We start from the raw sequence: 23,948 nt of genomic DNA on the forward strand, positions 1-23,948 counted from the left end.
ATATATAATATGGTTAAAATATTAACAAAGAAAAGGAGATGCTAATAATGAGCAGATTTACTTTACCAAGAGATGTATACCATGGAAAGGGCTGCCTGGCAGAACTGAAGAACTTAAAAGGGAAAAAAGCCATCCTTGTAGTAGGCGGAGGTTCTATGAAACGCCAGGGCTTCCTTGATAAAGCTGTAAGTTATTTAAAAGAAGCAGGCATGGAAGTCAGACTGTTTGAGGGTGTGGAGCCGGATCCGTCTGTAGAAACCGTTATGAAAGGCGCAGAAGTTATGCGCGAATTCGAGCCGGACTGGATCGTATCCATGGGCGGAGGTTCTCCGATCGATGCTGCAAAAGCAATGTGGGCATTCTATGAATATCCGGATACGACATTTGAAGAGCTTTGCATTCCGTTTAATTTCCCGGAATTAAGACAGAAAGCAAAATTCTGTGCTATCCCGACAACATCCGGAACTGCTACAGAAGTAACAGCATTCTCTGTAATTACCAACTATCAGACAGGCGTGAAATATCCGCTTGCTGACTTCAATATTACACCGGACGTTGCAATCGTTGATCCGGAACTTGTTGAAAAACTTCCTGTTAAACAGGTTGCTTACACAGGTATGGATGCACTTACCCATGCTATCGAAGCCTATGTATCTACATTGAACGGACCTTTTACAGACCCACTTGCGCTTCAGGCAATTGAAATGGTGTTTGATTATCTCCCGGCTTCTTACAACTGTGATATGGATGCCAGAGAACAGATGCATTATGCACAGTGCCTTGCAGGTATGGCATTTTCCAATGCTTTACTTGGTATCGTACATTCTATGGCACATAAGACAGGTGCTGCATTCTCAACAGGACATATTCCACACGGATGTGCAAATGCAATTTATCTGCCGTATGTAATCAAATACAATGCACATGACAAAGTCGCAGCAGGACGCTATGCAGAAATAGCACGCAGAATGGGACTTCCGGGAACCTCTGAAAAAGCTCTGATTAACAGCTTATGTGAAAAGATCGATGCATTTAACGTCAAACTGAATATCCCGAAGACTCTGAAAGAATTCGGAATCAATGAAGAAGAATTCAAAGAAAAAGTTGCTAAGATTGCCGAGCTTGCAGTTGGAGATGCCTGCACAGGATCCAACCCAAGAGCGATCGATCCGGAAGCAATGGAAAAACTTCTGACATGTACATACTACGGAACAGAAGTAGATTTCTAATTGAACATTGCGATTGAAACATATAAAAGAGAGGTACAGTTTTAAAGAGATCTGTATCTCTCTTTCTGTCTTGGAACATATTGTTATCGTTATGCAACAACTGAAGATTTTACATTGCCAGCCTATATGGTTTCATGTATAATATGATTGGGCAAAAATAAAATGATACATATAGGAGGAAACGAGTATGTCAAAGAGGGAAGACATCCATAAAGTACTGATCATCGGTTCAGGGCCGATCATCATCGGACAGGCGTGTGAGTTTGACTATTCAGGCACACAGGCATGTAAGGCACTCAGAAATCTGGGGTATGAGATTGTACTTGTTAATTCAAATCCGGCTACAATTATGACAGATCCGGAGATTGCGGATGTTACGTATATTGAACCGCTGAATGTGGAACGGCTGGAACAGATCATTGCGAAGGAAAGACCGGATGCACTGCTCCCAAATCTTGGAGGACAGTCCGGACTGAATCTTTGTTCCGAGCTTTCACAGAAAGGAATACTTGATAAATATAATGTAAAAGTAATCGGTGTACAGGTAGACGCAATAGAACGTGGGGAAGACCGTATCGAGTTCAAGAAGACAATGGAAGGCCTTGGGATCGAGATGGCAAGAAGTGAGGTTGCCTATTCGGTTGATGAAGCACTTGCGATTGCTGATAAACTTGGTTATCCGGTGGTCCTTCGTCCGGCTTATACGATGGGCGGCTCCGGCGGCGGACTTGTATACAATGTAGAGGAATTGAAAACGGTCTGTGCTCGTGGCCTTCAGGCGAGTCTTGTAGGACAGGTGCTGGTCGAAGAATCGATCCTCGGCTGGGAAGAATTAGAGCTGGAAGTGGTGCGTGACTCTGAGAATAACATGATCACCGTATGTTTTATAGAAAATATAGACCCGCTGGGTATCCATACAGGTGATTCATTCTGTTCCGCACCGATGCTTACGATTTCCGAAGAAGTTCAGAAACGTCTTCAGGAGAAGTCCTATAAAATCGTGGAATCCATCCAGGTCATCGGTGGAACCAACGTGCAGTGGGCACATGATCCGAAGACCGATCGTGACATTATCATTGAGATCAACCCGAGAACATCCCGTTCTTCCGCGCTTGCTTCCAAAGCAACCGGATTTCCGATCGCTCTTGTTTCAGCAATGCTGGCAACCGGCCTCACGCTGAAAGACATTCCTTGCGGAAAATACGGCACATTGGATAAATACGTACCAGACGGCGATTATGTCGTGATCAAATTCGCACGCTGGGCATTTGAAAAATTCAAAGGTGTGGAAGATAAACTGGGCACCCAGATGCGCGCCGTCGGTGAAGTCATGAGTATCGGTAAGACTTACAAAGAAGCGTTCCAGAAAGCAATCCGAAGCCTGGAAACAGGGCGCTACGGACTGGGGCATGCGAAAGACTTCGACAGCAAGTCAAAAGAAGAACTCCTGAGACTTCTGATCACTCCGTCCAGTGAAAGGCATTTTGTGATGTATGAGGCACTCCGGAAAGGTGCAACAGTAGAAGAAATTCATGAAATTACGAAAGTAAAACATTATTTTATAGAGCAGATGAAGGAACTCGTGGAAGAGGAAGAGGCTTTGATGCAGAATAAAGGCCAGCTTCCTTCTGATGAAGCGCTGATCACGGCAAAGAAAGATGGATTTTCCGATAAATATCTGAGCCAGATTCTGGAAGTTCCGGAAGAAGACATCCGGAACAAGCGAATCAGTCTCGGAGTGGAAGAGGCATGGGAGGGCGTTCATGTAAGCGGTACCAAGGACAGCGCATATTACTACTCCACCTACAATGCCGAAGATAAGAATCCGGTAAATAATGACAAGCCGAAGATCATGATCCTCGGCGGCGGACCGAACCGCATCGGACAAGGAATTGAGTTTGATTATTGCTGTGTACATGCGTCCCTTGCACTGAAGAAGCTTGGATTTGAGACGATCATTGTCAACTGTAATCCGGAAACTGTTTCTACGGATTATGATACCTCTGACAAACTGTATTTTGAGCCGCTTACACTGGAAGATGTACTCAGCATTTACAAAAAAGAGAAACCGGTCGGTGTAATCGCACAGTTCGGAGGCCAGACACCGCTGAACCTGGCTGCGGACCTGGAGAAAAATGGTGTGAAGATTCTCGGAACTGCTCCGTCTGTAATCGATATGGCAGAAGACCGGGATTTGTTCCGTGCAATGATGGAGAAGCTTGAGATCCCGATGCCGGAATCCGGAATGGCGGTTACGGTAGACGAAGCACTCGCTATTGCTGAAGAAATCGGTTATCCGGTAATGGTACGTCCTTCCTACGTACTCGGCGGACGTGGAATGGAAGTCGTTTATGACGCAGAAAGTATGGTAGAATATATGCAGGCTGCAGTCGGTGTGACACCGGACAGACCGATCCTGATCGACCGTTTTCTCGGACATGCAACCGAATGCGAAGCCGATGCAATCAGCGATGGAACCCATGCATTTGTTCCGGCAGTTATGGAGCACATCGAACTTGCAGGTGTACACTCCGGTGATTCTGCATGTATCGTTCCATCTAAATACATTTCCGAAGAAAATGTACAGACGATCAAGGAATACACCAGAAGGATCGCAGAAGAAATGGGTGTCCGCGGCCTTATGAATATGCAGTATGCGATCGAGAACGGCAAAGTATATGTGCTCGAAGCAAATCCTCGCGCATCCCGTACGGTACCGCTCGTATCCAAAGTATGCAACATCCGTATGGTGCCGCTGGCCATCGATATCGTGACATCCGAACTGACCGGAAGACCGTCACCGGTACCGGCACTGAAAGAGCAGAACATTCCGTATTACGGAGTCAAAGAAGCCGTATTCCCGTTCAATATGTTCCAGGAAGTTGACCCGGTACTCGGACCTGAAATGCGGTCTACCGGAGAAGTGCTCGGACTCTCCAGATTTTACGGAGAAGCCTTCTTCAAAGCACAGGAAGCTACCCAGACCAGACTTCCTCTGGAAGGCACTGTACTGATCTCCGTAAATGATAAGGACAAACCGGAAGTTGTCGATTTGGCACGTGAATTTACAGAAACCGGCTTCAAGATCATCGCTTCCAGACACACCTGCGAACTTCTTCGCGAAAACGGAATCGAGGCGGAGATGATCAACAAGCTGCAGGAAGGAAGACCGAACATGCTGGATCTGATCACAAACGGAAAGATCGATCTGATCGTGAATACCCCGATCGGAAAAGACCGGATCTGGGATGACAGCTACCTGCGAAAAGCGGCAATCAAGAAGAAAGTACCGTACATGACGACAATTGCGGCAGCAAAGGCAACCGTAAGCGGAATCAAATCCATGAAGAAGCAGGGATGCGGAGAAGTCAGATCCCTTCAGGAACTTCACTGTATGATTCATGATAAATAAATAGATAGTATAAAGGTATCGGTAGTTTTACTGATACCTTTTTTCTGCTATAATTAGTTCCGGACTATATGAAAAAGGATGGTAAAATATGAAAATTACGTTACTTACAGTAGGTAAAATAAAAGAAAAATACTTGAAAGACGCAATCGCAGAATATTCAAAACGGCTGAGTAAATATTGCAAGCTGGAGATCATCGAAGTGGCAGATGAAAAAACTCCGGATAATGCAAGTGAAGTTGTAGAAAATGTAATACGGGATAAAGAAGGAGAAAGACTTCTGAAATATGTCAAAGATGATGCATTTGTGATTACGCTGGAAATTAAAGGGAAAATGATGACTTCTGAGGAATTGGCAGAGAAGATCGATACTCTGGGAATACGCGGAGTCAGTCATATTATGTTTATTATCGGCGGGTCGATCGGACTCGGGGAAGATGTGATAAAACGGTCGGATTTTGCGCTTAGTTTTTCGAAAATGACGTTTCCGCATCAATTGATGAGGGTGATTCTGCTGGAGCAGATTTACCGGAGCTACAGGATTATTTCGGGGGAGCCGTATCATAAATAATAGCGAGAAGAATACTTATAGAAAAAGTAAATAATAAGCCGGTTCCATTTATATTCTTGATTGGAAGCTGAAAGTAGAAAGTGCTATCATTAGATTTAGCAAAAGTTTCTGAAAGGGGATAAAAATGGAAGAATTGAAGTACGTAGATCGCAGAAATACAAATTGCGGAAAGTGGGATGGTCTTTCTTATATGTTTGGACGAGATGATCTGATTGCTATGTGGGTTGCAGATATGGATTTTCAGGCACCTGGCTGTGTAAAAGAAGCAATGATGCATTATGTAGAACAAGGAGTTTTTGGATATTATGCCGTGCCACCCTCATATTATGATGCTTTTTTGGAATGGGAGAAGAAACACTATGACTTTCAAGTTGAAAAAGAATGGATCAGATTTTCACCGGGAGTTGTAGCTGGATTTAGCTGGGCAATACAAATCATGACAGATCCTGGAGATGCAGTCATTGTAATGACTCCGGTATATTATCCATTCATGAATGCAATCAAGAATAATAAAAGAAAGCTAATTACCTGTGATTTGAAAAATCAAAAAGGAATATACACCATAGATTATGATAATTTTGAAAAGAAAATCGAAGAAAATCAAGTCAAACTGTTTATTATGTGTTCTCCTCATAATCCAGTAGGGCGTGTCTGGAAAAAAGAAGAACTCTCGCGTATGCTGGAGATATGCAAAAAGCATCATGTTATGGTGATCTCGGATGAAATTCATCAAGATTTGACTTATGAAGGGCATAAGAATATTCCAGCTCTTTTAGATGAGGAATATCATGACATGTTGATATCAATGACAGCACCATCTAAAACTTTTAATCTGGCAGGTGTTCAAAATTCTATTATTTTAATTGCAAACAATGCACTTCGCCAAAAATGGGATCAATTTGTGGAAGGAATCCGTGTGAAAAGTGGCAATACTTTCGGATATATCGCGGCGGAAGCAGCATACAGAGGTGGAGAAGAATGGTATGAAGCAGTAAAATGTCAAATTGTTAAAAATTTTCATTATCTGAGTGACACTTTAAAAGAAAAACTTCCACAGGTCGTAGTATCACCGCTCGAAGGGACATATCTTGCATGGGTTGATTTACGAGCATATGAGAAAACAGAAAAGATAAAAGATAAGATAATCAATGAATGTAAATTGGCAGTGGATTTTGGAGATTGGTTTGGCGGAGAACGTTATCGAGGATTTATAAGAATGAATCTGGCTACTTCATTTGAAAATGTAGTTACTGCTGTAGATGGACTAGTACATTGTTTCAAATAATTATAGATAATATGAATATATATACGTATATATAATAAATATTTATAATGAATAGAGCGTCAAATAATTGACAATTATTTGACTGGTTTCTATAATTTATTTTGTAATTCATTTGTTTATTTATAATACAGGAGGAAGAAATGAAAAGAAGAATTGTAAGTGTTTTGCTGTGCTTGACAATGACTATGATGCTTGTGGCCGGATGCGGAGGAAAAAAAGAAGATTCTTCCCAATCTGAAGAAGTCCAAAAAACAGAAGAAACCAAGGAATCGGAGCCGATTAGCGGTGGTAATTTGTCGATACCGATTGGATCGGATTTGAAATCATTTAATTATGGTACCATTTCGGGAGATGACGATGCAGAGATGGTATTAAGTACCATTTACGATGAACTCTGTAGTGTGACCAGTGATGGAGTACGGTATTATTTGGCGGAATCCTGTGAATTGTCTGAAGATGGTACAACTATGACAGTCAAACTCAGAGATGATCTGAAATGGCATGACGGTGAGAAGATTACAGCAGATGATTTAATCTATACAATTGAGTGGCTCCAGAATTCGGACAACCAAAAAGGAACAGATAATATGCGAGTCACATCTGGTGGTCAGCCTCTCACAACAGAGAAAGTAGATGATCTGACTGTGAAAGTAATTTCACCATATCCGCATGCATCTATGATGTACAGTATTGGTGAGCTTCATATTATGCCGAAACACATCTGGGAAGATGACAGTCTTACAGATGAAGAAAAATATTCATCTGCAATCGGATCTGGTCCATACAAATTAAAAGAATATATTCCGGGTGAAAAAATTGTTGTAGAAAAGAATGAAGATTATTATCGTACTGAGCCTAGTCTTGATACGATTGAATTCAAAATCATGCCTGATTTTAGTGCAAGAGAAGTTGCATTCCAGAATGGTGAAATCAATATGTTGCGTGTAACAGATGCAAAATCTTTAGAAGCTTATGAGAACAATGAAGACTATAAAGTGTATAATTTTCCAGAAGGTCGTATCAATTTCTTAATTATGAGTAATAAAGGAATCCTTCAGGATAAGAAAGCACGTCAGGCAATTTGTCTTGCACTTAATATTCCGGAAATTGTTGAAGGTGTTTATGGAGACGATACTTTTGCAGTTCCGGCAAATAGTATGTTTAGCAGGTTATCTTATTTTTATATTGATGAATATGTAAATTATGAGCAAAATCTGGAAGAGGCTAAGAAACTTGCTGAGGAAGCAGGGATTGTAGGGAAGAAATTAACTTATGTATTCAATAACAATCGAACTGGTATGGAAAGTACTGCGCTTATGATTCAGCAACAGTTGAAAGAAATTGGCGTTGAGGTGGAAGTCCAGGGACTTGATTCAGCAGGATTCTTTGCTGCACAGACTGGCGCACAGCCGTGGGATTTCCTTACAAGCGGTTATATGTCAAATGGAGAAGAATTCCATTCAATGCCATTTTATACATCTGCATATGGCGGATATATGGGATATGATGTATCACAGGATGTAGATGCTGCCTGGGGAGAAACAGAGATGACTACAAATATGGAAGCAAGAAAAGCAGGAGCAGAAAAAGCATATAAAGCCGCACAGGATTGCTATTCACTTGTTTCTATTTCAGATACGAATTATGTTGTAGTTATGCAGAATAATTATGAGGGATTTGAAGATTATGGCATGAATACTCTCTTCGAAGATTTTACAAAATTTCATCTTACAAAATAAAAATTAGCGTAGAATACGAAGATTAGAAAAGGAAGGTGGAAGTCCTTCCTTTTCTTGTATTATATTGTCAGTTTGGAGGAATGAAATGAAAAGATATATAATCAAACGTATTCTTCAAGTTATTCCGGTTATTATATTGGCTTCGATTTTGTCTTTTGCGATGATCTATATGGCGCCCGGAGATCCTGCAGAATTTTATAGGACACCGAACATGACAGATGAAGATATGGAAATTGTCCGGGAAAATATGGGACTGAATCAGCCGGTACCCGTCCAATATGTCAAATGGGTGAAACAGATTCTGAAAGGTGATTGGGGATATTCGATACATAATAAAAGAAAAGTTACTACACAAATTTTAGAAAAACTACCAGCTACACTTGGGATTATGGGTGCATCGATATTATTTTCACTTGCAGTGGCAATACCGCTTGGTTTGATAGCAGGTAGCAAGAAAAATACACTTGCAGATAAAACAATTAGTGTATTTAATTATATCGGTATTTCTATTCCTGAATTCTGGTTTGCAATTCTAATGATTTTATTTTTATCGTTGAAATTGAAGCTTCTCCCCGGATCTGGAATGCATACAACAGGAGAAAATTCGTTTTGGGATGTTGTGAAACATGCTATCATGCCGGTGCTTGCTCTCAGCATCAGTAAAATATCTATTTATGTTAGGTATATCCGGGCAAATGTTATTACGCAGATGGAAGAAGATTATGTACTTACAGCTAGAGCAAAAGGAACACCTGAAAAACAAATTCTATTTCATCATGTCATGAAAAATTGCCTTCTTCCTATTATTACAGTTGTTGGGATGAATCTTGGAAGCCTTGTAGCCGGATCCTATATTGTTGAAACAGTATTTGGATGGCCGGGACTTGGAACTTTTGGAATTACAGCAATCAGAACCCGTGATTATCCGTTGATAATGGGAACTACTATGCTTTCTTGCATTGTGCTGATTACCGGAAATTTTCTGGCAGATATATGCTATCATTTTGCAGATCCTAGGATCAAACTGGAAGGAGGAAAAGCAGTTTGACAGATATAAGTTACAGTCAAGAACAATTGAATCCTTTAAGCATTTCGCAAAAAGACCGTATTGAGAGAGAAGAGAGAAGTTTTATTAATGATTTTATCTATAATCTTCGTAAAAATAAGGTTGCAGTTATTTTGCTTTTTATGCTTTTGATTATTGTGATTGCTTCACTGTGTGCACCATTATCTCCATATGATCCGGATAAGGTGAGCATTGCTGAAAAATATATGCAACCAAGTTCGATACATTGGTTTGGAACAGACGATATGGGAAGAGATTATTTTACTAGAGCTCTTTATGGTGGAAGAGTATCATTGAGTGTAGGCTTATTTTCTATGATCATTTCTACTGTATTTGGTGTACTATATGGCTCTCTTAGTGGTTATGCCGGCGGCAAGATTGATGCAATTATGATGCGTTTTGTCGATGTATTTATGTCCATTCCGAGTTTTGTGTTGATCGTAGTGATTAATGCATATGTATCGGCTAATATTACAACACTAATTATAATTATTGCAATATTTTCTTGGATGAGTGTTGCACGTATTACCCGTGCCGGAACGATGTCTCTAAAAGAACGTGATTTTGTAATGGCGTCAGAGAATTTTGGCGCAAGCAAATGGCATGTACTCATAAAACATATTATTCCAAATATGACATCACAAATTATTGTTGCATCCAGTATTAGCATGGCTCAGGCAATCTTGACGGAATCTGCACTGAGTTTTATGGGATTCGGGGTTCAACTTCCCAAGGCATCCTGGGGAAGTATGTTGCAAAGTGCGCAGAAAGATATTTTAAAGAGTCCACTTCTGGCAATCTATCCTGGACTTTTGATACTGATTACTGTGATGTCTTTTAACCTTCTGGGCGATGTTCTGAGAGAAACATTAGAGCCACGTAACAGAAAATAAAGCGTAAATGGTTTAAAAATGGGTAGAAAGAAATGAAAGAAAAATACATATTAGAAGTAAATGATTTGTCAGTTTCCTACCATACTTATGCCGGTGAAGTGCAGTGTGTAAGAAATATTTCTTTTAACATTGAAAAAGGAGAATGCCTTGCCATAGTTGGCGAATCTGGTTGTGGAAAATCTGTTACAGTTAAATCACTCCTTGGTTTAATTCGACCACCGGAAGGTGAGATTAAGACAGGGAGCAGTATTCGTGTTGAAGGGGAGGAAGTGACAGGATTCTCTGAAAAAGAATGGAATGAAATTCGCGGTGATAAAATAGCAATGATATTTCAAGATGCTCTTGCAGCATTGAATCCAACAATGAAAATCGGTAAACAGATTGAAGAGGTTATTTTGAATCATAGAAAAATTAAAAAAAGGGAAGCCCGAGAAATGGCAATAAAGCTTCTTGAAAAAGTAGGTGTACCAGAAGCAAGAAAACGTTCGAGACAATATCCGCATGAGTTTTCCGGTGGAATGAGACAAAGGACAATGATTGCGATGATGATGGCAAATGATCCAGATATCTTGATTGCAGATGAACCTACAACAGCGCTTGATGTCACGCTTCAGGGACAGATTCTAGAATTAATGCGGACATTTCAACAGGAAAAGCAAATGTCATTGATTCTTGTAACGCATGATCTTGGGGTTGTAGCTCAAATGGCTCAAAGCGTATTGGTTATGTATGCCGGAAATATTGTAGAAAAGGGTGACGTAAGGGAGATATTTTATCAGACAAAGCATCCCTATACAATAGCTCTTTTAGAATCACAGCCAAGTCTTATGAATGATAAATCACAGGGAATGCATGTTATTGAAGGAACGCCGCCTGATTTGCTAAATCCTCCGTCTGGATGCGCTTTTTGTGACAGGTGTAGATTTGCCATGAATCTTTGTAAAGAAAAAAAACCACAATTCGTAGAATGTGGAAATGGTCATGCAGTCGCTTGTTGGCTCTATGATGAGAAGATCAGAGCATGTCTTGGGAAAAAAGAGGGAGGAAGAAAAGAATGAATAAAGAAGTGCTTCTAAAAGTTGAACATCTTTGTAAATATTTTTCTATGCCTCATCATAAAGTGTTAAAAGCGGTGGATGATGTAAGCTTTGAAGTATTTTCAGGTGAAACTTTGGGACTTGTAGGGGAATCTGGGTGCGGAAAAACGACTTGCGGACGAACGGCAATTGGAATATGTCCATGTACGTCAGGAAAATCAATGTACAAGGGTAAGGATATTTATTCTATGAAAAAAAGTGAGAGAAATATCTTTCATAAAGAGGTTCAGATGATTTTTCAGGATCCATATGCATCATTAAATCCGAAAATGAAAGTTGTGGATATTGTGGCAGAGGGGATGGATATCCAGAAAATCTCAGGCAGTAAATTGCAAAGAGCAGAAAAGGTTGAGGAACTTCTGAATCTTGTGGGGCTTGGATCGGAACATATGTATCGATATGTACATGAATTTTCTGGAGGACAAAGACAACGGATTGGAATCGCGAGGGCTTTGGCTGTAAAACCAGAATTGATCTTTTGTGATGAGCCTATCTCGGCACTTGATGTATCAATACAAGCTCAAATTATTAATCTTCTGGTCAAATTGCAAAGGGAAAGAAAACTATCATATTTATTTGTTGCACATGATTTGGCGATGGTGAAATATATTTCTGACCGTGTTGCTGTTATGTATCTTGGCTCGATTGTCGAGCTATCGGACACCCAAGAATTATATAATAATCCATTACACCCTTATACACAGGCACTGCTTTCTGCAGTACCGGTATCTGATCCTGATCTTGAAAAAGAGCGTAAACAGATGGAATTAAAAGGAGAAGTGACAAGCCCTATTGACTTGCCTAAAGGTTGTAAATTTGCACCAAGGTGTCCTAGGGCAGAAGAACGATGCAGAATGATTGAACCTTCTTACAAAGAAATGAAAAATGGGCATTTTGTTGCTTGTCATTTATGCAGTAAACGAAGTGAATAATCAGTGTTGTTAAACACAGAAGGAGAACTATGGAAAAAGAAAGATTATCCTGTGTAGATTGTGGAGCTGTTTTTTGTGCAAGAGGAGGTGATAATTATCCAAAGTTTTGCCCGACAGCAAAAATGCAAGAAGAAGAAAAAAAAGAATTATTGGAACTTTATGAAGACAATAAAGAAATTACAGTTGCATCAGCAGAAATTGAATATCAGTATTATGGAAAGATGACACGAATTGAAGAAACCATAGAGTTTGCACGCAAGATTAATGCAAAGAAAATCGGAATTGCAAACTGTGCGGCACTCTACCAAGAATCAAAAATTGTGGCAAAACTGTTTCGAAATCGTGGATTTGAAGTAATTTCAGCCTGCTGTAAAACAGGGGCAATTCCTAAAACTGAAGCAGGTATTCCGGCTGAATGTGAAAAAACAGGTAAAATTATGTGTAATCCGATCATGCAGGCGAAAATATTGAATAAAGAAAAAACAGATTTAAATGTAGTGATTGGACTCTGCGTAGGACATGACAGTTTATTTTACAAATATGCAGAAGCATTGACGACGACATTAATTGTGAAAGATCGGGTTTTAGTACATAATCCGGCGGCTGCACTATATGCAATTGATACAAGTTATAGTAGATTAATGAAATAATCTGTTTACTAAAATTGATTTATACTGCTTAATTCCTGAGAAGTTTCTCCCTCTTTTTTGTACATTTTACACCTTGTTATTTAAAAAAATGAGACTATAATAGAGAATGTTAAAAGATTAACAAGCAAGGAGGCATTTGTAATGGCAAGACTTAGAATGATGCGTACACCACAGAAATATGTGCAAGGAAGAGATGCTCTTTTCAAATTTCATGAAGAGATGAAAGAACTGGGAGATAAATGGTTATTTATCTGTTCAAAAAGTGGGCATAAGATGTGCCATGACAAAATTGAAAAGAGTTTTGATGGAACGGAGGATCTTCGCGTTTATGAAATCTTCGGTGGAATTTCCAGTACCGGTGAGATTGAAAGAATGCGTAAACTCGTAAAAGAGAATGGAATCAATGTTGTTGTGGGTGTTGGTGGAGGATCAGCAATCGATACTGCAAAAGCTACAGCATATTATGAAAAATTACCTGTTGTGATTGTTCCTACCGTGGTAGCAACGGATGCTCCTTGCACAGGACTTTCCGTAATATATAACGATGATGAAACGTTTAACAGTTATTTGTTCTATCCAAAGAATCCGGAAGCTGTCATTGTAGATAGTGATATAATTGCAAAAGCACCTGTGAAATTCCTGGTTGCAGGTATGGGGGATGCACTTGGTACTTATTTTGAAGCAAGAGCATGTGAAAGAACAGATGCACCAAGTCTTGAATTTGGAGGAATTACCAGATCTGCAATGGCGCTCTGCAAGCTTTGTTATGAGACATTGAAAGAATATGGAGCAGCAGCAAAACATGCATGTGAGAATCAGGTAGTAACCCCTGCGTTGGATGCAATTATTGAGGCGAATGTATATTTGTCAGGTGTGGGCGCTGACAACGGAGGACTTGCAGTAGCCCATTCATTTTACAATGGTCTAACAGCACTTGGAGGACACAGTGCACCGCATGGTAATTGTGTTGCTTTTGGAACGTTGGTACAGCTTGTCCTGGAAGGTGCTTCAAAAGAAGAGTTCAAAGAAGTACAGGATTTTTGCCGGGAAGTAGGACTTCCGGTTACGCTGGAAGAAATTGGAGTGACTACCAAAGAAGAAATCAAAGTAATTGCAGAAAAATCTTGTGTGGAAGGAGAATCCATCCATAATATGGTAGCAGATGTTACTCCTGCACAGCTTTATGATGCGATTGTTACGGCTGATTCTTTGGGAAGGGCGGTATTGCAGAAGAATTAATTGAAAAGTAATATTAACGAAGAGAGAGGAAGCGCATTCCATGTCTTTATGAAAAGATGTTGGGGATGTGCCTTCTCTTTTTCTGTTTATCATTTCTTATTAAATTTAGTATATCATTATATGAAGTGAATATAACTATATGGATTTATATTTTTTTTGAATATTAATAGAAATAATCTATAATTAGAAGTGTATATTACTAATACCAATTGGACTCTTTATAGGAATCGTGATAGCATAGAGCAGATGGAGGTATAACATGAAAAGACTGTTAATTGTATCACATTGTATTCTGAATACTGCGTCCAAAGTGGCAATGGATGAAAAAGAGCTTCAAGAGGAATACAGACTTAGACGTACCTTGATGACAAAGGTAATGGAAGACGATATTCAACTTTTGCAGCTCCCCTGCCCGGAATTCATCCTGTATGGCTCAAGAAGATGGGGACACGTAAAAGATCAGTTTGATCATCCGCATTTTCGTAAAGAATGCCGCAAGATGTTAGAACCGGTTCTCATGCAGCTGGAGGAATATCTAAGATATCCGGATGAGTACCAGGTGCTGGGAATCGTATCTGTGGATGGAAGCCCAAGCTGCGGTTATGGTCTTACCTGCAGGGGAAACTGGGGCGGAGAATTATCCGGAAATATGGATGAAGTTTCAGTTAAGGTGGGTACTTGTAAAGGCGTGAAGGAACCGGGAGTATTGATGGAAATTCTGGAAAAAGAATTAAAAGAACGGGAACTTCAGGTACCGATTTACAATATGAAAGATACAATTCAGTTGTTAGACTCCGTTTCTGGTAAGGAAACAAGCAAAAAGAATTGTTGAAAAAACCAGAACAGTAACATACATCTATAGGATGAGAAAGAAGGAGAAACAACTATGAAAAACAGAAAAGTGTATGTAACAGCATTTTGCGGAGTGTGTGTGGCGATGAATATCGTTCTCGGTATCATTACAGCAGCACTTGGAATTCCGCTGTACCTTGATACTTTGGGAACGGTTCTTTCTGCAGCGATTCTTGGACCGGTTCCGGGTATGATCGTGGGATCATTAAGCAATATTATTACAGGACTTATGTACAGTGTTACAGATATTCCGTTCTTCCTTGTAAATATGGCGGTAGGTCTGGTCGTTGGTCTTGTTGCCAAGAAGTTCACATGGTCTATTATCCCGGCAATTGTAACAGGTCTTGCATTAAGTGTGATCTGTCCTGCAATCGGAACACCGATCGGTATTTATGTATATGGTGGTCTGAACGGTTCTGTATCAGATATGCTAGTTACAGCATTAGTACAGGGAGGAAAGAGTATTTTCCAGGCATCATTCCTGAGAAATATCGCTTCTAACCTGATCGATAAGGTTGGAACCTGTATTATCGGCTGGGCACTGATTAAGGCAATGCCGGCGCGATTCCTGGATAATTTCAAAAAAGAGCAGTAAGGAATAAGAATGATTAAGATAAAAGACTTAATACACAAATATACAGTATGGGAGTCCGAAACCGAAAAAAGCAAAAAGACAGTATTGGATGGGATATCATTAGATATCCCATCCGGTCAATTTGTGGCAATATTAGGTGCAAATGGTTCCGGTAAATCGACGCTTGCCAAACATCTGAATGTGCTTCTGTTACCGGATGAAGGAACGGTCTGGATCGATGGAAAGAAAACGGAGGACAGAGCAGCTTTATGGGAAATTAGAGAAAAAGTCGGTATGGTTTTTCAGAATCCGGACAACCAGATCATCGGAACCAGTGTGGAAGAAGATGTGGCGTTTGGGCCGGAAAATAAGAATCTGGAACCGAATGAGATCCAGAAAAGAGTGACAACCAGTCTGAAAGAAGTCGGACTTCTTGAAAAGAGAAAAGCCTCTCCTTTCCGGTTGTCGGGAGGGCAGAAGCAGCGGGTTGCCATTGCCGGTGTTCTGGCAGGTCTGCCAAAATGTATTGTTCTAGATGAACCGACAGCCATGCTTGATCCGAAATCCAGAAAAGAAGTTTTACAAGTGGTACATGAATTAAATAAACAAAAAGGAATAACCGTGATCCTGATCACCCATCATACGGATGAGGTAGTAGATGCAGATCAGATTATTGTGATGGACAAGGGACACATTATAAAAAAGGGAACTCCAACAGAGATTTTTCAGGATCTGGAGCTGCTTCGAAGCGTAAAAATGGATGTGCCACAGGTGACGGAACTTGCGCAAAGACTCTATCAGGACGGTGTTCCCCTGGAACTTCCGGTTCTGACGGAGGAACAGTTTTTGGAACAGATGATGAAAATAAAGAACCATATGGAAGGGGGAATCCGAAAATGATGGAAGTAAGAAATCTCACTTTTACATATGGGAAGAAGACTGTAAATGAATGCAAGGTTCTGGATGATATTTCGTTTGAAATCAGAGAAGGAGAATTGATTGGCCTGATTGGCTCTTCAGGATCTGGGAAAACAACACTGATCAAACATTTGAATGGACTTTTGAAAGCTGATTCTGGAGATATTCTGTTTCATGGACAAAGTATTTACGATAAAAAATATGTATTATCTAAATTGAGGAAAGAGGTTGGTCTTGTTTTTCAATATCCCGAACAACAGCTTTTTAAAAACACGGTGCTTGCGGATGTCAGTTTCGGCCCGCTGAATATGGGATTGTCGCACGAAGATGCGGAAAAATCGGCAAAAGAGAGTCTGGAACTGGTCGGAATTGATTCGGACTATTACTATGTAAGTCCTCTTGAATTATCCGGAGGACAGAAGCGCTGTGTCGCCATTGCAGGTGTTCTTGCGATGAACCCGAAGATTCTTGTTATGGATGAGCCTGCTGCCGGACTGGATCCGGGGACCCGCAGGAGTATTTACCAGCTGGTAGAAAGAATCAAAAAGGAGCGGCAGATTGCAGTTGTTCTTGTGTCTCATCATATGGAGGATGTGGCAGAATATGCGGATAGAGTGCTTGTGCTTCATGATCACAGGCTTGTAAGACAAGGAACGGTCAGAGAGATTTTCAACCAGATTGATTATCTGAAAAGCATTGGAATCGGTGTACCTCAGATCACAGATGTTACAGAGAAACTTCGTCTGTCCGGTTTTGCGATTGAACATGCGGCTATTACTGTGGATGAGGCTGAAAAAATGATTCTCGAAGTGCTTCAAAAAAGGAAAGGAGAGCGCAGATGATACGAGATATTACGATCGGACAGTATTATGCAAATACCTCGGTTGTCCATAACATGGATCCCCGTACAAAATTGATGGGGGTACTGGTTTATGTGCTTACTCTTTTTCTGGTGAAAAACCCCCTTCTGTACCTGGTATATCTTGGAATTGTTTTCGTATTATATCACGTTTCAAAGGTTCCGCTTTCATTTATGCTGAAAGGACTGAAGGGGATAATAATTCTGCTGATTTTTACGTTCTGCTTTCGCCTGATTTGTACACCAGGGAATGTAGTAGCAAAGTTCTGGATTTTTCAAATCACGGAAGAAGGAATCATAAAAGCCATCAGCCTTACCTCCAGAATCGCATTAATGATTCTGGGTGCATCTTTGTTATCCTATACAACAACACCAAAGGAGATGGCAGATGGACTGGAAAAAGCACTTTCTGGATTGGAGAAGTTTCATATACCGGTGCATGACATGACGGTGATCGTCATGATTGCGTTTCGCTTTATTCCGATTCTTCTGGAAGAGATCAACGTTCTTATGGATGCTCAGGCGGCCCGGGGTGTAGAATTTGAAAAATGCTCTGTTTTGAAAAAGTGTAAAAATGTGCTGACGCTTCTGATGCCATTATTCATGTCAACAGTAAGAAGATCATCTGATCTTGCGATGGCGATGGAAGCAAGAGGATATTCCGGAGATAAGCCAACTTCTAAAATGTACCCGTTGGTGTATCAAAAGCGGGACAGGATTGCATATGTTGTTTTGTTCTTCTTTGCTGTTCTGATGACCAGCTTACGAATCTGTCACGTCTGATCGAGTAATGATTCCAATTGGACGATCTTGAAACTCTGTAGTAAGATGAGAGTTAGAGGCAGTAAAACACGGTGTATTTTGTTTGAAGGAGCATCTGTATTATGAGAGAAAATTATCTTAGTATTGGAGAAATGGCCCACATTAATAACACAACAGTCCCGACACTCCGATTATATGATTCGCTTGGACTATTAAAACCATACTATACCGATCCAGAAACCCATTACCGATACTATGATATCAAACAAAACGCCCGCTTTGACATGATTCAGTATATGAAAGAACTGGGGATGGAATTAAAGGAAATCCGGGAAGTCCTAGATTCGGAAGATTTGCGTAAGATTGAATCGGTTCTTATCAGGAAAAGAGAACAGACCATACAGGATATCGAACATTTGAAAATCCAGCGAGATGCAATCGATCGAGCCATCGGCAGTATTGAAAGATACAGCAAATCTCCAAGCAGGGGAACGATCACATTGGAATATATACCGGCCAGGCGGATCTATTCGATGGATACGGATGTAAATTTCTATGATCATGATATCGATACATATGAAAAAATTCTCAAGCAATTAAAACATAAACTGATCGATCATGACGTCCCGCCGGTTTATTATTGCAATGCCGGTACTCTTATGAAAAAAGAAGATTTCATCCGGAAGCAATATATTTCCAATAAGATTTTTGTATTTGTAGATGAGCATTTTCCATTGATTCATCAGACAGAAGTGATAGAAAACAATATGTATACCTGCATTTATCTGGATGAGTTTGATTCAGAAAAAGAGTATGCCGAGCTGCTGCTTAGACATTGTAAAGATGAGCAGTTTGAAATTACAGGTGATTATATTTGTGAAGTGCTTACAGAGTTTAACGTTTTTGATTGTGAAAAAAGGTCCATGTATCTGCGCCTGCAGGTTCCTGTAAGTTTCTCAAAATAGTACAAAAATAATTAATAAAATAATTTTAGAAGCCTCCTTGACTCTCACCTTACATGAGACGATATCATGTAAGTAAGTTAATAAGTGATGAACAATCAAAGGAGGTTTTTCTTATGGAAAAAATTAAAGTTGTTCAGTATGGTTGTGGTAAGATGAGTAAATACACGCTTCGTTATCTTTACGAAACAGGCTGTCAGATCGTAGGTGCCATTGACACGAATCCGGCTATTGTAGGAATGGACGTAGGCGATTATGCAGGACTTGGAATCAAAACAGGAGTTTTGATCAGTGATAAAGCAGACGAAGTGCTCGATAATACGGATCCGGATATTGCGGTTGTGACTTTGTTCAGTCTGGTGAGTGACTGCTTCCCGCATTATATGAAGTGTCTGGAAAGAGGAATTAGTGTCATTTCCACCTGTGAGGAAGCTACTTATTGTTGGACGACTGATCCGGTTCGTGCAAATCTTCTTGATGTAACAGCAAAAGAACACGGATGTACATTTGTAGGAAGTGGTATGGAAGATATTTTCTGGGTAAATATGGTAGGCATGGTTGCCGGAGGATGTCATAAGATTGAGAAAATTGAAGGTGCTGTAAGTTATAATGTAGAAGATTACGGACTTGCACTTGCAAAAGCGCATGGAGTAGGACTGACTCCGGAAGAATTTGAAAAGCAGATCGCTCATCCGGAAGAAATCGAACCTTCTTACGTATGGAATTCAAACGAAGCCCTCGCTTCCAAGATGGGATGGACGATCAAGAGCCAGACACAGAAATGCGTTCCGTATTTCCATGACAGTGATCTGTATTCATCTACGCTGGGTGATACCATTCCGAAAGGAAACTGTATTGGAATGGCTGCAGTTGTAACAACCGAGACATTCCAGGGACCGGTCATCGAAACCCAGTGCATTGGTAAAGTCTATGGACCGGATGATGGAGATATGTGTGACTGGAAGATTACCGGCGAACCGGATACAGAATTTCATGTTGTGAAACCGGCAACCGTTGAACACACCTGTGCAACAATTGTAAATCGTATTCCGTCTGTATTACGTGCACCGTCCGGACTGGTAACAATGGATCAGCTGGAGGAGATTGCATATCCTACTTATCCGATGGAATTCTATTTGAACAAATAAACCATAAATGAAAAATCACCACCATATCAGAGCTTATACTTGGAAATGGTGGTGATTTTTTTGCAAAATTCTGTTACAATGCAAAAGAAAGATAAAGATAAAGGCAGGTATACATACCAATGAAGATTATCATTTCCCCTGCAAAACAGATGAAAGAGAATCACGATTTTATGGCAGCCACCTCACTCCCTGTGATGCTAGACCGCACGGAACGAATTCTCCGTCAGATGAAACAGTTTGACCGGGCAGAATTGAAGAAGCTCTTCCGCGCAAATGACAAGATTACGGAAGAGAATTTCCAGCGTTACCAGAATATGGATCTTAGAAAAGGCCTGACACCGGCTGTCCTTTCGTATAATGGACTTGCATTCAACAACATGGCGCCGCAGGTCTTTACGGACGGGCAGTGGGAGTATGTAAAGAAGAATCTGAAAATTCTAAGTGGGTTTTATGGAATATTGAATGCAACTGACGGTGTCGTCCCCTATCGTCTGGAAATGCAGACAAGAGTTGGAATTGACGGAGCTAAGGATTTATATGATTTCTGGGGAGACAGTCTTTACCGGAGAATTGCGGATGAAGTGAGAGAGGATGTATCAGAGGGAATAGAACCGATCATCCTGAATCTTGCATCAAAAGAATACAGTCAGGCTGTGGAACCGTTTGTTGAAGCAAATATCCGATTTGCCACATGCATATTTGCAGAGTATTCCGGTGATAAATTGATCACCAAAGGAACGAAAGCGAAGATGGCAAGAGGTCAGATGGTCGCTTTTCTCGCGAATGAACATGCACAGGATCTGAATGTCGTGAAGCAATTTTCTGGTATGGGGTTCCGGTATAGTGAAGAACATTCTTCAGAAAAAGAAATGATGTTTATTCAAGTTTAGTTAACGCTCTGCAATTGTTAACTTTTATAGAATTGTAGGTTGACAATCAGCCCGCGTTTGTATATACTGTGAACATACAAAAAGAAATGGAGGCATATTGATATGCAAAAATCAAAATTATCAGTTCAGGATATATGCAGTATTGCAATCATGGCGGCGCTGACGGCGGTTATGGCACAGATTTCGATTCCGATGCCGATGGGGGTTCCGATGACGATGCAGACCTTTGCGATTACACTTGCCGCTGTCATCCTTGGATCTAAAAAAGGTGCACTTTCCATTCTGGTCTATGTACTGATGGGAGCAGTGGGAATTCCGGTATTTGCGGGATTCAGTGGTGGAATCCAGAATTTGATCGGACCGACAGGCGGATTCATCATTTCCTTCCCAATCATGGCATTTATTATCGGAATCGGAGTGGAACACAAAGATAAAAAAGGAATGTTTACGTTGATGCTGATTCTTGGAACGGTTTCCAATTATGTTGTTGGCGTTATCGTGTTCTGTATCATTGCGAAAGCGCCGGTATGGACAGGAATTTCAGCCTGTGTTCTTCCGTTTATTCCTACGGCGATTATTAAGGCGGTTCTTGCATCTGTGCTTGGACTTCAGATTCATAAAAGACTGGGAGCGGCATTACAATGGAATTAAGACCGCATCATTTATTATGCACGCAGGCATATAGCGGGAAAGGGTACAACGAGGAAAATGACACCGGAAATGCTGGAGGACATCTGTGAGGGGTGCAGCTGGTATCCGGTCAGTGCATGCCGTAGAATTCTTGTGGGAAAAAATGTCGAAAGATAGAATCATAAATTAAGCCGGGGACATGATTTTGGAATAGAATCATGTCTCTTTTTCTTATATATAAAAATTTATAGAGATTTTATGTGACTATGGTAAAAGAAAATGATAGAATAATGTCAGTATAAAAAATGAATAAGGCAGGTTATAACAGGATGGACAGTGAACTTAGATTCGCAATCCTTATTGATGCGGATAATATTTCAGATAAATATATTAAGACGATACTGGACGAGACAGCGAACAGCGGTATCGCCACATATAAGAGAATTTATGGAGACTGGACGAGCCCGAGGCTTGCATCATGGAAGAATGTACTTCTGGAGAATTCAATCATACCGATGCAGCAGTACAGCTATACTACCGGCAAGAATTCGACCGATTCGGCGATGATCATCGATGCGATGGATATTCTGTATTCCGGAAATGTAGACGGGTTCTGTATTGTATCGTCAGACAGTGATTTCACCCGTCTTGCTTCGAGACTGAGAGAGTCTGGTATGCAGGTGATCGGAATGGGAGAGGAGAAAACACCTCAGCCTTTCATTTCGGCATGCAATCAATTCAAGTATCTGGATCTGATCTGTGCCAGCCAGCAGGAAGAGGAAATGTGTGAAAAGGCAGACGACGCGAAGAGTACTGAGAAAGTTCATCAGAAATCTTCACAGAGCAAACGAAAGAAGAAAGACTTAAAGCGGGTACGAAGAACGATCAATGCAATCATCGATAAGTTTTCTGATGATGAAGGGTGGATTTATACCGGGAAATTAGGAGATCAGCTTTCCAAGAGGATGCCGGATTTTGATGTACGTAATTATGGATTTTCCAAGCTCACACCATTTATTCGTTCTCTTGGGGATTATGAAGTTAAGAAATTACCTTTAGAAAATGGTCAAAAACAGATCTGCTGCAGAATCAAAACAGAGAAGCAGAAGAATGGAAAAGAAAAGGAGTGATTCATATGTTAGAGATTGTTTGTTTAATATGGCTGTGGCGTGTAAATGGTAAGAATGCCGCAGCAAATGGGCAGAGCCCGAGAAAATATCGTATTATGACACTTGCGCTATGGTTCGGAATGGAATTTACCGGATGCTTCGCAGGGGCGATCCTCATGGCTTTGTTGTTCCCGAATGATGATCCTTTCACAGGTGCGTTTATTTTAGGCTGTATCGGAGCAGTGATCGGAGGATACATGTCTTATGTGGCAGCGAAGAATTCTCCGAAAGTGGATCAGACGTCACAGACATCCAATCCGTGGAATCAGGTACAGAGCCAATGGAATCCTTCTCAGAATAACCAGGGCTATCGTTTAAACAGAGAGCCAAACGACCAGGATCAGGCGCAGAACCAGTGGAATCAGGCGCAGAATCCATGGGATGCCCAGCAGCAGAATGAAGCTGTAAAACAAAACCCGGTCAATGATGCCGACTGTCTGGAAATGCCGGCGACAATTCATATCATTTCAGAAAAGGGAGGATATGAGGGATGTCAGGATTCGTTTTTCCTTAACGGGAATCCGATCTGTATGCTTGGACCTGGAAGTGAGTATGCATTTTCGACGAATGTGAAAAAGAATACGATTACGATAGGAAGTCCGGTACAGCCCGCAGAAGACAGCGAACATTGTGTACGGTTCATCGCATCTGAGATGGGATATATTGAAATTCATACATCAGCAGGAAAAATGCTGCCGGAAAAATTCAAAAACTTCAAATAAAGCAGATATATAAAGCCAGTGACCAACATATATTTACAACAAAATGGTTAATGGCAGAACTATGAGACGGGAATCAGACCAGAATGGGAAAATGCTGGGATATCGAATTGCGGATGCGGCAAATATGCCGAAAGATGTTATGCTTGGTGTCCCCATAGTGACCATGACAGGGCAGTTGGAAGTAAACGTTGAGAATTATCGCGGGATTCTGGAGTATACAGATATCCTGATCCGCATAAAGAGTAAATGCGGACAGATTAGGATCACCGGAAAAAATCTTCAGATTGCTTATTACACAAATGACGAGATGAAAATCACGGGACGAGTGGAGAAGGTTGAGTATCTATAGCAG

23 protein-coding genes are annotated in these 23,948 nt (G+C 40.7%); all 23 read left to right on the forward strand.

The window, feature by feature from the left end:
• The first annotated feature begins 47 nt into the window (after positions 1 to 47).
• The 23 genes from ACTNA4_RS02850 to yqfC all read left to right on the forward strand — a co-directional run bounded on the left by ACTNA4_RS02850 (position 48) and on the right by yqfC (position 23,945).
• A complete protein-coding gene (locus ACTNA4_RS02850; RefSeq protein ID WP_427806517.1) occupies positions 48 to 1,229 on the forward strand; it encodes an iron-containing alcohol dehydrogenase in 1,182 nt (393 codons plus the stop codon).
• A 187-nt stretch (positions 1,230 to 1,416) separates the two neighbouring features.
• Positions 1,417 to 4,641, forward strand: coding sequence for a carbamoyl-phosphate synthase large subunit (gene carB, locus ACTNA4_RS02855; RefSeq protein WP_427819811.1), 3,225 nt, complete (start codon positions 1,417 to 1,419; stop codon positions 4,639 to 4,641).
• 88 nt (positions 4,642 to 4,729) lie between these two features.
• A complete protein-coding gene (gene rlmH, locus ACTNA4_RS02860) occupies positions 4,730 to 5,209 on the forward strand; it encodes a 23S rRNA (pseudouridine(1915)-N(3))-methyltransferase RlmH (protein ID WP_427819812.1) in 480 nt (159 codons plus the stop codon).
• 124 nt (positions 5,210 to 5,333) lie between these two features.
• Positions 5,334 to 6,494, forward strand: a complete 1,161-nt coding sequence (locus tag ACTNA4_RS02865) for a MalY/PatB family protein (protein ID WP_441028444.1) — start codon at positions 5,334 to 5,336, stop codon at positions 6,492 to 6,494.
• Between the two features lie 140 nt (positions 6,495 to 6,634).
• Positions 6,635 to 8,233: an ABC transporter substrate-binding protein gene (locus tag ACTNA4_RS02870; protein WP_441028446.1), complete on the forward strand. Its 1,599-nt coding sequence runs from the start codon at positions 6,635 to 6,637 to the stop codon at positions 8,231 to 8,233.
• An 85-nt stretch (positions 8,234 to 8,318) separates the two neighbouring features.
• A complete protein-coding gene (locus tag ACTNA4_RS02875) occupies positions 8,319 to 9,281 on the forward strand; it encodes an ABC transporter permease (protein WP_441028448.1) in 963 nt (320 codons plus the stop codon).
• Entirely contained in the window at positions 9,278 to 10,192 is a 915-nt protein-coding gene (locus ACTNA4_RS02880) for an ABC transporter permease (protein ID WP_441028450.1), read from the forward strand. The genes ACTNA4_RS02875 and ACTNA4_RS02880 overlap by 4 nt, the downstream gene beginning before the upstream one ends.
• Before the next feature lie 32 nt (positions 10,193 to 10,224).
• On the forward strand, positions 10,225 to 11,250 hold the full coding sequence (locus ACTNA4_RS02885) for an ABC transporter ATP-binding protein (protein ID WP_441028452.1): 1,026 nt from the start codon (positions 10,225 to 10,227) through the stop codon (positions 11,248 to 11,250).
• Positions 11,247 to 12,221: an ABC transporter ATP-binding protein gene (locus tag ACTNA4_RS02890; RefSeq protein WP_441028454.1), complete on the forward strand. Its 975-nt coding sequence runs from the start codon at positions 11,247 to 11,249 to the stop codon at positions 12,219 to 12,221. Before ACTNA4_RS02885 ends, ACTNA4_RS02890 begins: the two co-directional genes overlap by 4 nt.
• A 29-nt stretch (positions 12,222 to 12,250) precedes the next feature.
• On the forward strand, positions 12,251 to 12,871 hold the full coding sequence (locus tag ACTNA4_RS02895) for a DUF1847 domain-containing protein (protein ID WP_441028456.1): 621 nt from the start codon (positions 12,251 to 12,253) through the stop codon (positions 12,869 to 12,871).
• Between the two features lie 141 nt (positions 12,872 to 13,012).
• Positions 13,013 to 14,110, forward strand: a complete 1,098-nt coding sequence (locus tag ACTNA4_RS02900) for a glycerol dehydrogenase (RefSeq protein ID WP_427819813.1) — start codon at positions 13,013 to 13,015, stop codon at positions 14,108 to 14,110.
• Positions 14,111 to 14,369: 259 nt separating this feature from the next.
• Positions 14,370 to 14,942: a CD3072 family TudS-related putative desulfidase gene (locus ACTNA4_RS02905; RefSeq protein ID WP_427819814.1), complete on the forward strand. Its 573-nt coding sequence runs from the start codon at positions 14,370 to 14,372 to the stop codon at positions 14,940 to 14,942.
• Between the two features lie 54 nt (positions 14,943 to 14,996).
• Positions 14,997 to 15,557, forward strand: coding sequence for a CD3073 family putative ECF transporter S component (locus tag ACTNA4_RS02910; RefSeq protein ID WP_427806530.1), 561 nt, complete (start codon positions 14,997 to 14,999; stop codon positions 15,555 to 15,557).
• A 3-nt stretch (positions 15,558 to 15,560) separates the two neighbouring features.
• On the forward strand, positions 15,561 to 16,436 hold the full coding sequence (locus ACTNA4_RS02915) for an energy-coupling factor transporter ATPase (RefSeq protein WP_427806614.1): 876 nt from the start codon (positions 15,561 to 15,563) through the stop codon (positions 16,434 to 16,436).
• Complete coding sequence (locus ACTNA4_RS02920) at positions 16,433 to 17,296, forward strand: energy-coupling factor transporter ATPase (protein ID WP_441028458.1); 864 nt, start codon at positions 16,433 to 16,435, stop codon at positions 17,294 to 17,296. The genes ACTNA4_RS02915 and ACTNA4_RS02920 overlap by 4 nt, the downstream gene beginning before the upstream one ends.
• Complete coding sequence (locus ACTNA4_RS02925) at positions 17,293 to 18,096, forward strand: energy-coupling factor transporter transmembrane component T family protein (protein ID WP_427806532.1); 804 nt, start codon at positions 17,293 to 17,295, stop codon at positions 18,094 to 18,096. The genes ACTNA4_RS02920 and ACTNA4_RS02925 overlap by 4 nt, the downstream gene beginning before the upstream one ends.
• 101 nt (positions 18,097 to 18,197) lie before the next feature.
• Positions 18,198 to 19,040: a MerR family transcriptional regulator gene (locus ACTNA4_RS02930; protein WP_441028460.1), complete on the forward strand. Its 843-nt coding sequence runs from the start codon at positions 18,198 to 18,200 to the stop codon at positions 19,038 to 19,040.
• Positions 19,041 to 19,153: 113 nt separating this feature from the next.
• Entirely contained in the window at positions 19,154 to 20,185 is a 1,032-nt protein-coding gene (locus tag ACTNA4_RS02935) for a dihydrodipicolinate reductase (RefSeq protein WP_427819817.1), read from the forward strand.
• Positions 20,186 to 20,304: 119 nt separating this feature from the next.
• On the forward strand, positions 20,305 to 21,075 hold the full coding sequence (gene yaaA, locus ACTNA4_RS02940) for a peroxide stress protein YaaA (protein ID WP_441028462.1): 771 nt from the start codon (positions 20,305 to 20,307) through the stop codon (positions 21,073 to 21,075).
• A gap of 102 nt (positions 21,076 to 21,177) precedes the next feature.
• Positions 21,178 to 21,726 (forward strand): biotin transporter BioY, encoded by a 549-nt coding sequence (locus tag ACTNA4_RS02945; protein WP_427806534.1) that lies wholly within the window; start codon positions 21,178 to 21,180, stop codon positions 21,724 to 21,726.
• A 308-nt stretch (positions 21,727 to 22,034) separates the two neighbouring features.
• Positions 22,035 to 22,835 carry an NYN domain-containing protein gene (locus ACTNA4_RS02950; RefSeq protein WP_441028464.1) on the forward strand — a complete coding sequence of 267 codons (801 nt, stop codon included), beginning with the start codon at positions 22,035 to 22,037 and terminating at the stop codon, positions 22,833 to 22,835.
• Positions 22,836 to 22,840: 5 nt separating this feature from the next.
• Positions 22,841 to 23,596 carry a hypothetical protein gene (locus ACTNA4_RS02955; protein ID WP_441028466.1) on the forward strand — a complete coding sequence of 252 codons (756 nt, stop codon included), beginning with the start codon at positions 22,841 to 22,843 and terminating at the stop codon, positions 23,594 to 23,596.
• A gap of 61 nt (positions 23,597 to 23,657) precedes the next feature.
• Positions 23,658 to 23,945 (forward strand): sporulation protein YqfC, encoded by a 288-nt coding sequence (yqfC, locus tag ACTNA4_RS02960; protein ID WP_427806537.1) that lies wholly within the window; start codon positions 23,658 to 23,660, stop codon positions 23,943 to 23,945.
• Positions 23,946 to 23,948 lie beyond the last annotated feature (3 nt).

It is taken from the genome of Bariatricus sp. HCP28S3_A7, assembly GCF_052066375.1.
GTDB lineage: Bacteria > Bacillota > Clostridia > Lachnospirales > Lachnospiraceae > Allocoprococcus.

Coding starts and splice junctions, on each gene's coding strand:
- ACTNA4_RS02850 (WP_427806517.1), top strand. CDS start 48: ATGAGCAGATTTACTTTACCAAGAGATGTATACCATGGAAAGGGCTGC.
- carB (WP_427819811.1), top strand. CDS start 1,417: ATGTCAAAGAGGGAAGACATCCATAAAGTACTGATCATCGGTTCAGGG.
- rlmH (WP_427819812.1), top strand. CDS start 4,730: ATGAAAATTACGTTACTTACAGTAGGTAAAATAAAAGAAAAATACTTG.
- ACTNA4_RS02865 (WP_441028444.1), top strand. CDS start 5,334: ATGGAAGAATTGAAGTACGTAGATCGCAGAAATACAAATTGCGGAAAG.
- ACTNA4_RS02870 (WP_441028446.1), top strand. CDS start 6,635: ATGAAAAGAAGAATTGTAAGTGTTTTGCTGTGCTTGACAATGACTATG.
- ACTNA4_RS02875 (WP_441028448.1), top strand. CDS start 8,319: ATGAAAAGATATATAATCAAACGTATTCTTCAAGTTATTCCGGTTATT.
- ACTNA4_RS02885 (WP_441028452.1), top strand. CDS start 10,225: ATGAAAGAAAAATACATATTAGAAGTAAATGATTTGTCAGTTTCCTAC.
- ACTNA4_RS02890 (WP_441028454.1), top strand. CDS start 11,247: ATGAATAAAGAAGTGCTTCTAAAAGTTGAACATCTTTGTAAATATTTT.
- ACTNA4_RS02895 (WP_441028456.1), top strand. CDS start 12,251: ATGGAAAAAGAAAGATTATCCTGTGTAGATTGTGGAGCTGTTTTTTGT.
- ACTNA4_RS02900 (WP_427819813.1), top strand. CDS start 13,013: ATGGCAAGACTTAGAATGATGCGTACACCACAGAAATATGTGCAAGGA.
- ACTNA4_RS02905 (WP_427819814.1), top strand. CDS start 14,370: ATGAAAAGACTGTTAATTGTATCACATTGTATTCTGAATACTGCGTCC.
- ACTNA4_RS02910 (WP_427806530.1), top strand. CDS start 14,997: ATGAAAAACAGAAAAGTGTATGTAACAGCATTTTGCGGAGTGTGTGTG.
- ACTNA4_RS02920 (WP_441028458.1), top strand. CDS start 16,433: ATGATGGAAGTAAGAAATCTCACTTTTACATATGGGAAGAAGACTGTA.
- ACTNA4_RS02925 (WP_427806532.1), top strand. CDS start 17,293: ATGATACGAGATATTACGATCGGACAGTATTATGCAAATACCTCGGTT.
- ACTNA4_RS02930 (WP_441028460.1), top strand. CDS start 18,198: ATGAGAGAAAATTATCTTAGTATTGGAGAAATGGCCCACATTAATAAC.
- ACTNA4_RS02935 (WP_427819817.1), top strand. CDS start 19,154: ATGGAAAAAATTAAAGTTGTTCAGTATGGTTGTGGTAAGATGAGTAAA.
- yaaA (WP_441028462.1), top strand. CDS start 20,305: ATGAAGATTATCATTTCCCCTGCAAAACAGATGAAAGAGAATCACGAT.
- ACTNA4_RS02945 (WP_427806534.1), top strand. CDS start 21,178: ATGCAAAAATCAAAATTATCAGTTCAGGATATATGCAGTATTGCAATC.
- ACTNA4_RS02950 (WP_441028464.1), top strand. CDS start 22,035: ATGGACAGTGAACTTAGATTCGCAATCCTTATTGATGCGGATAATATT.
- ACTNA4_RS02955 (WP_441028466.1), top strand. CDS start 22,841: ATGTTAGAGATTGTTTGTTTAATATGGCTGTGGCGTGTAAATGGTAAG.
- yqfC (WP_427806537.1), top strand. CDS start 23,658: ATGAGACGGGAATCAGACCAGAATGGGAAAATGCTGGGATATCGAATT.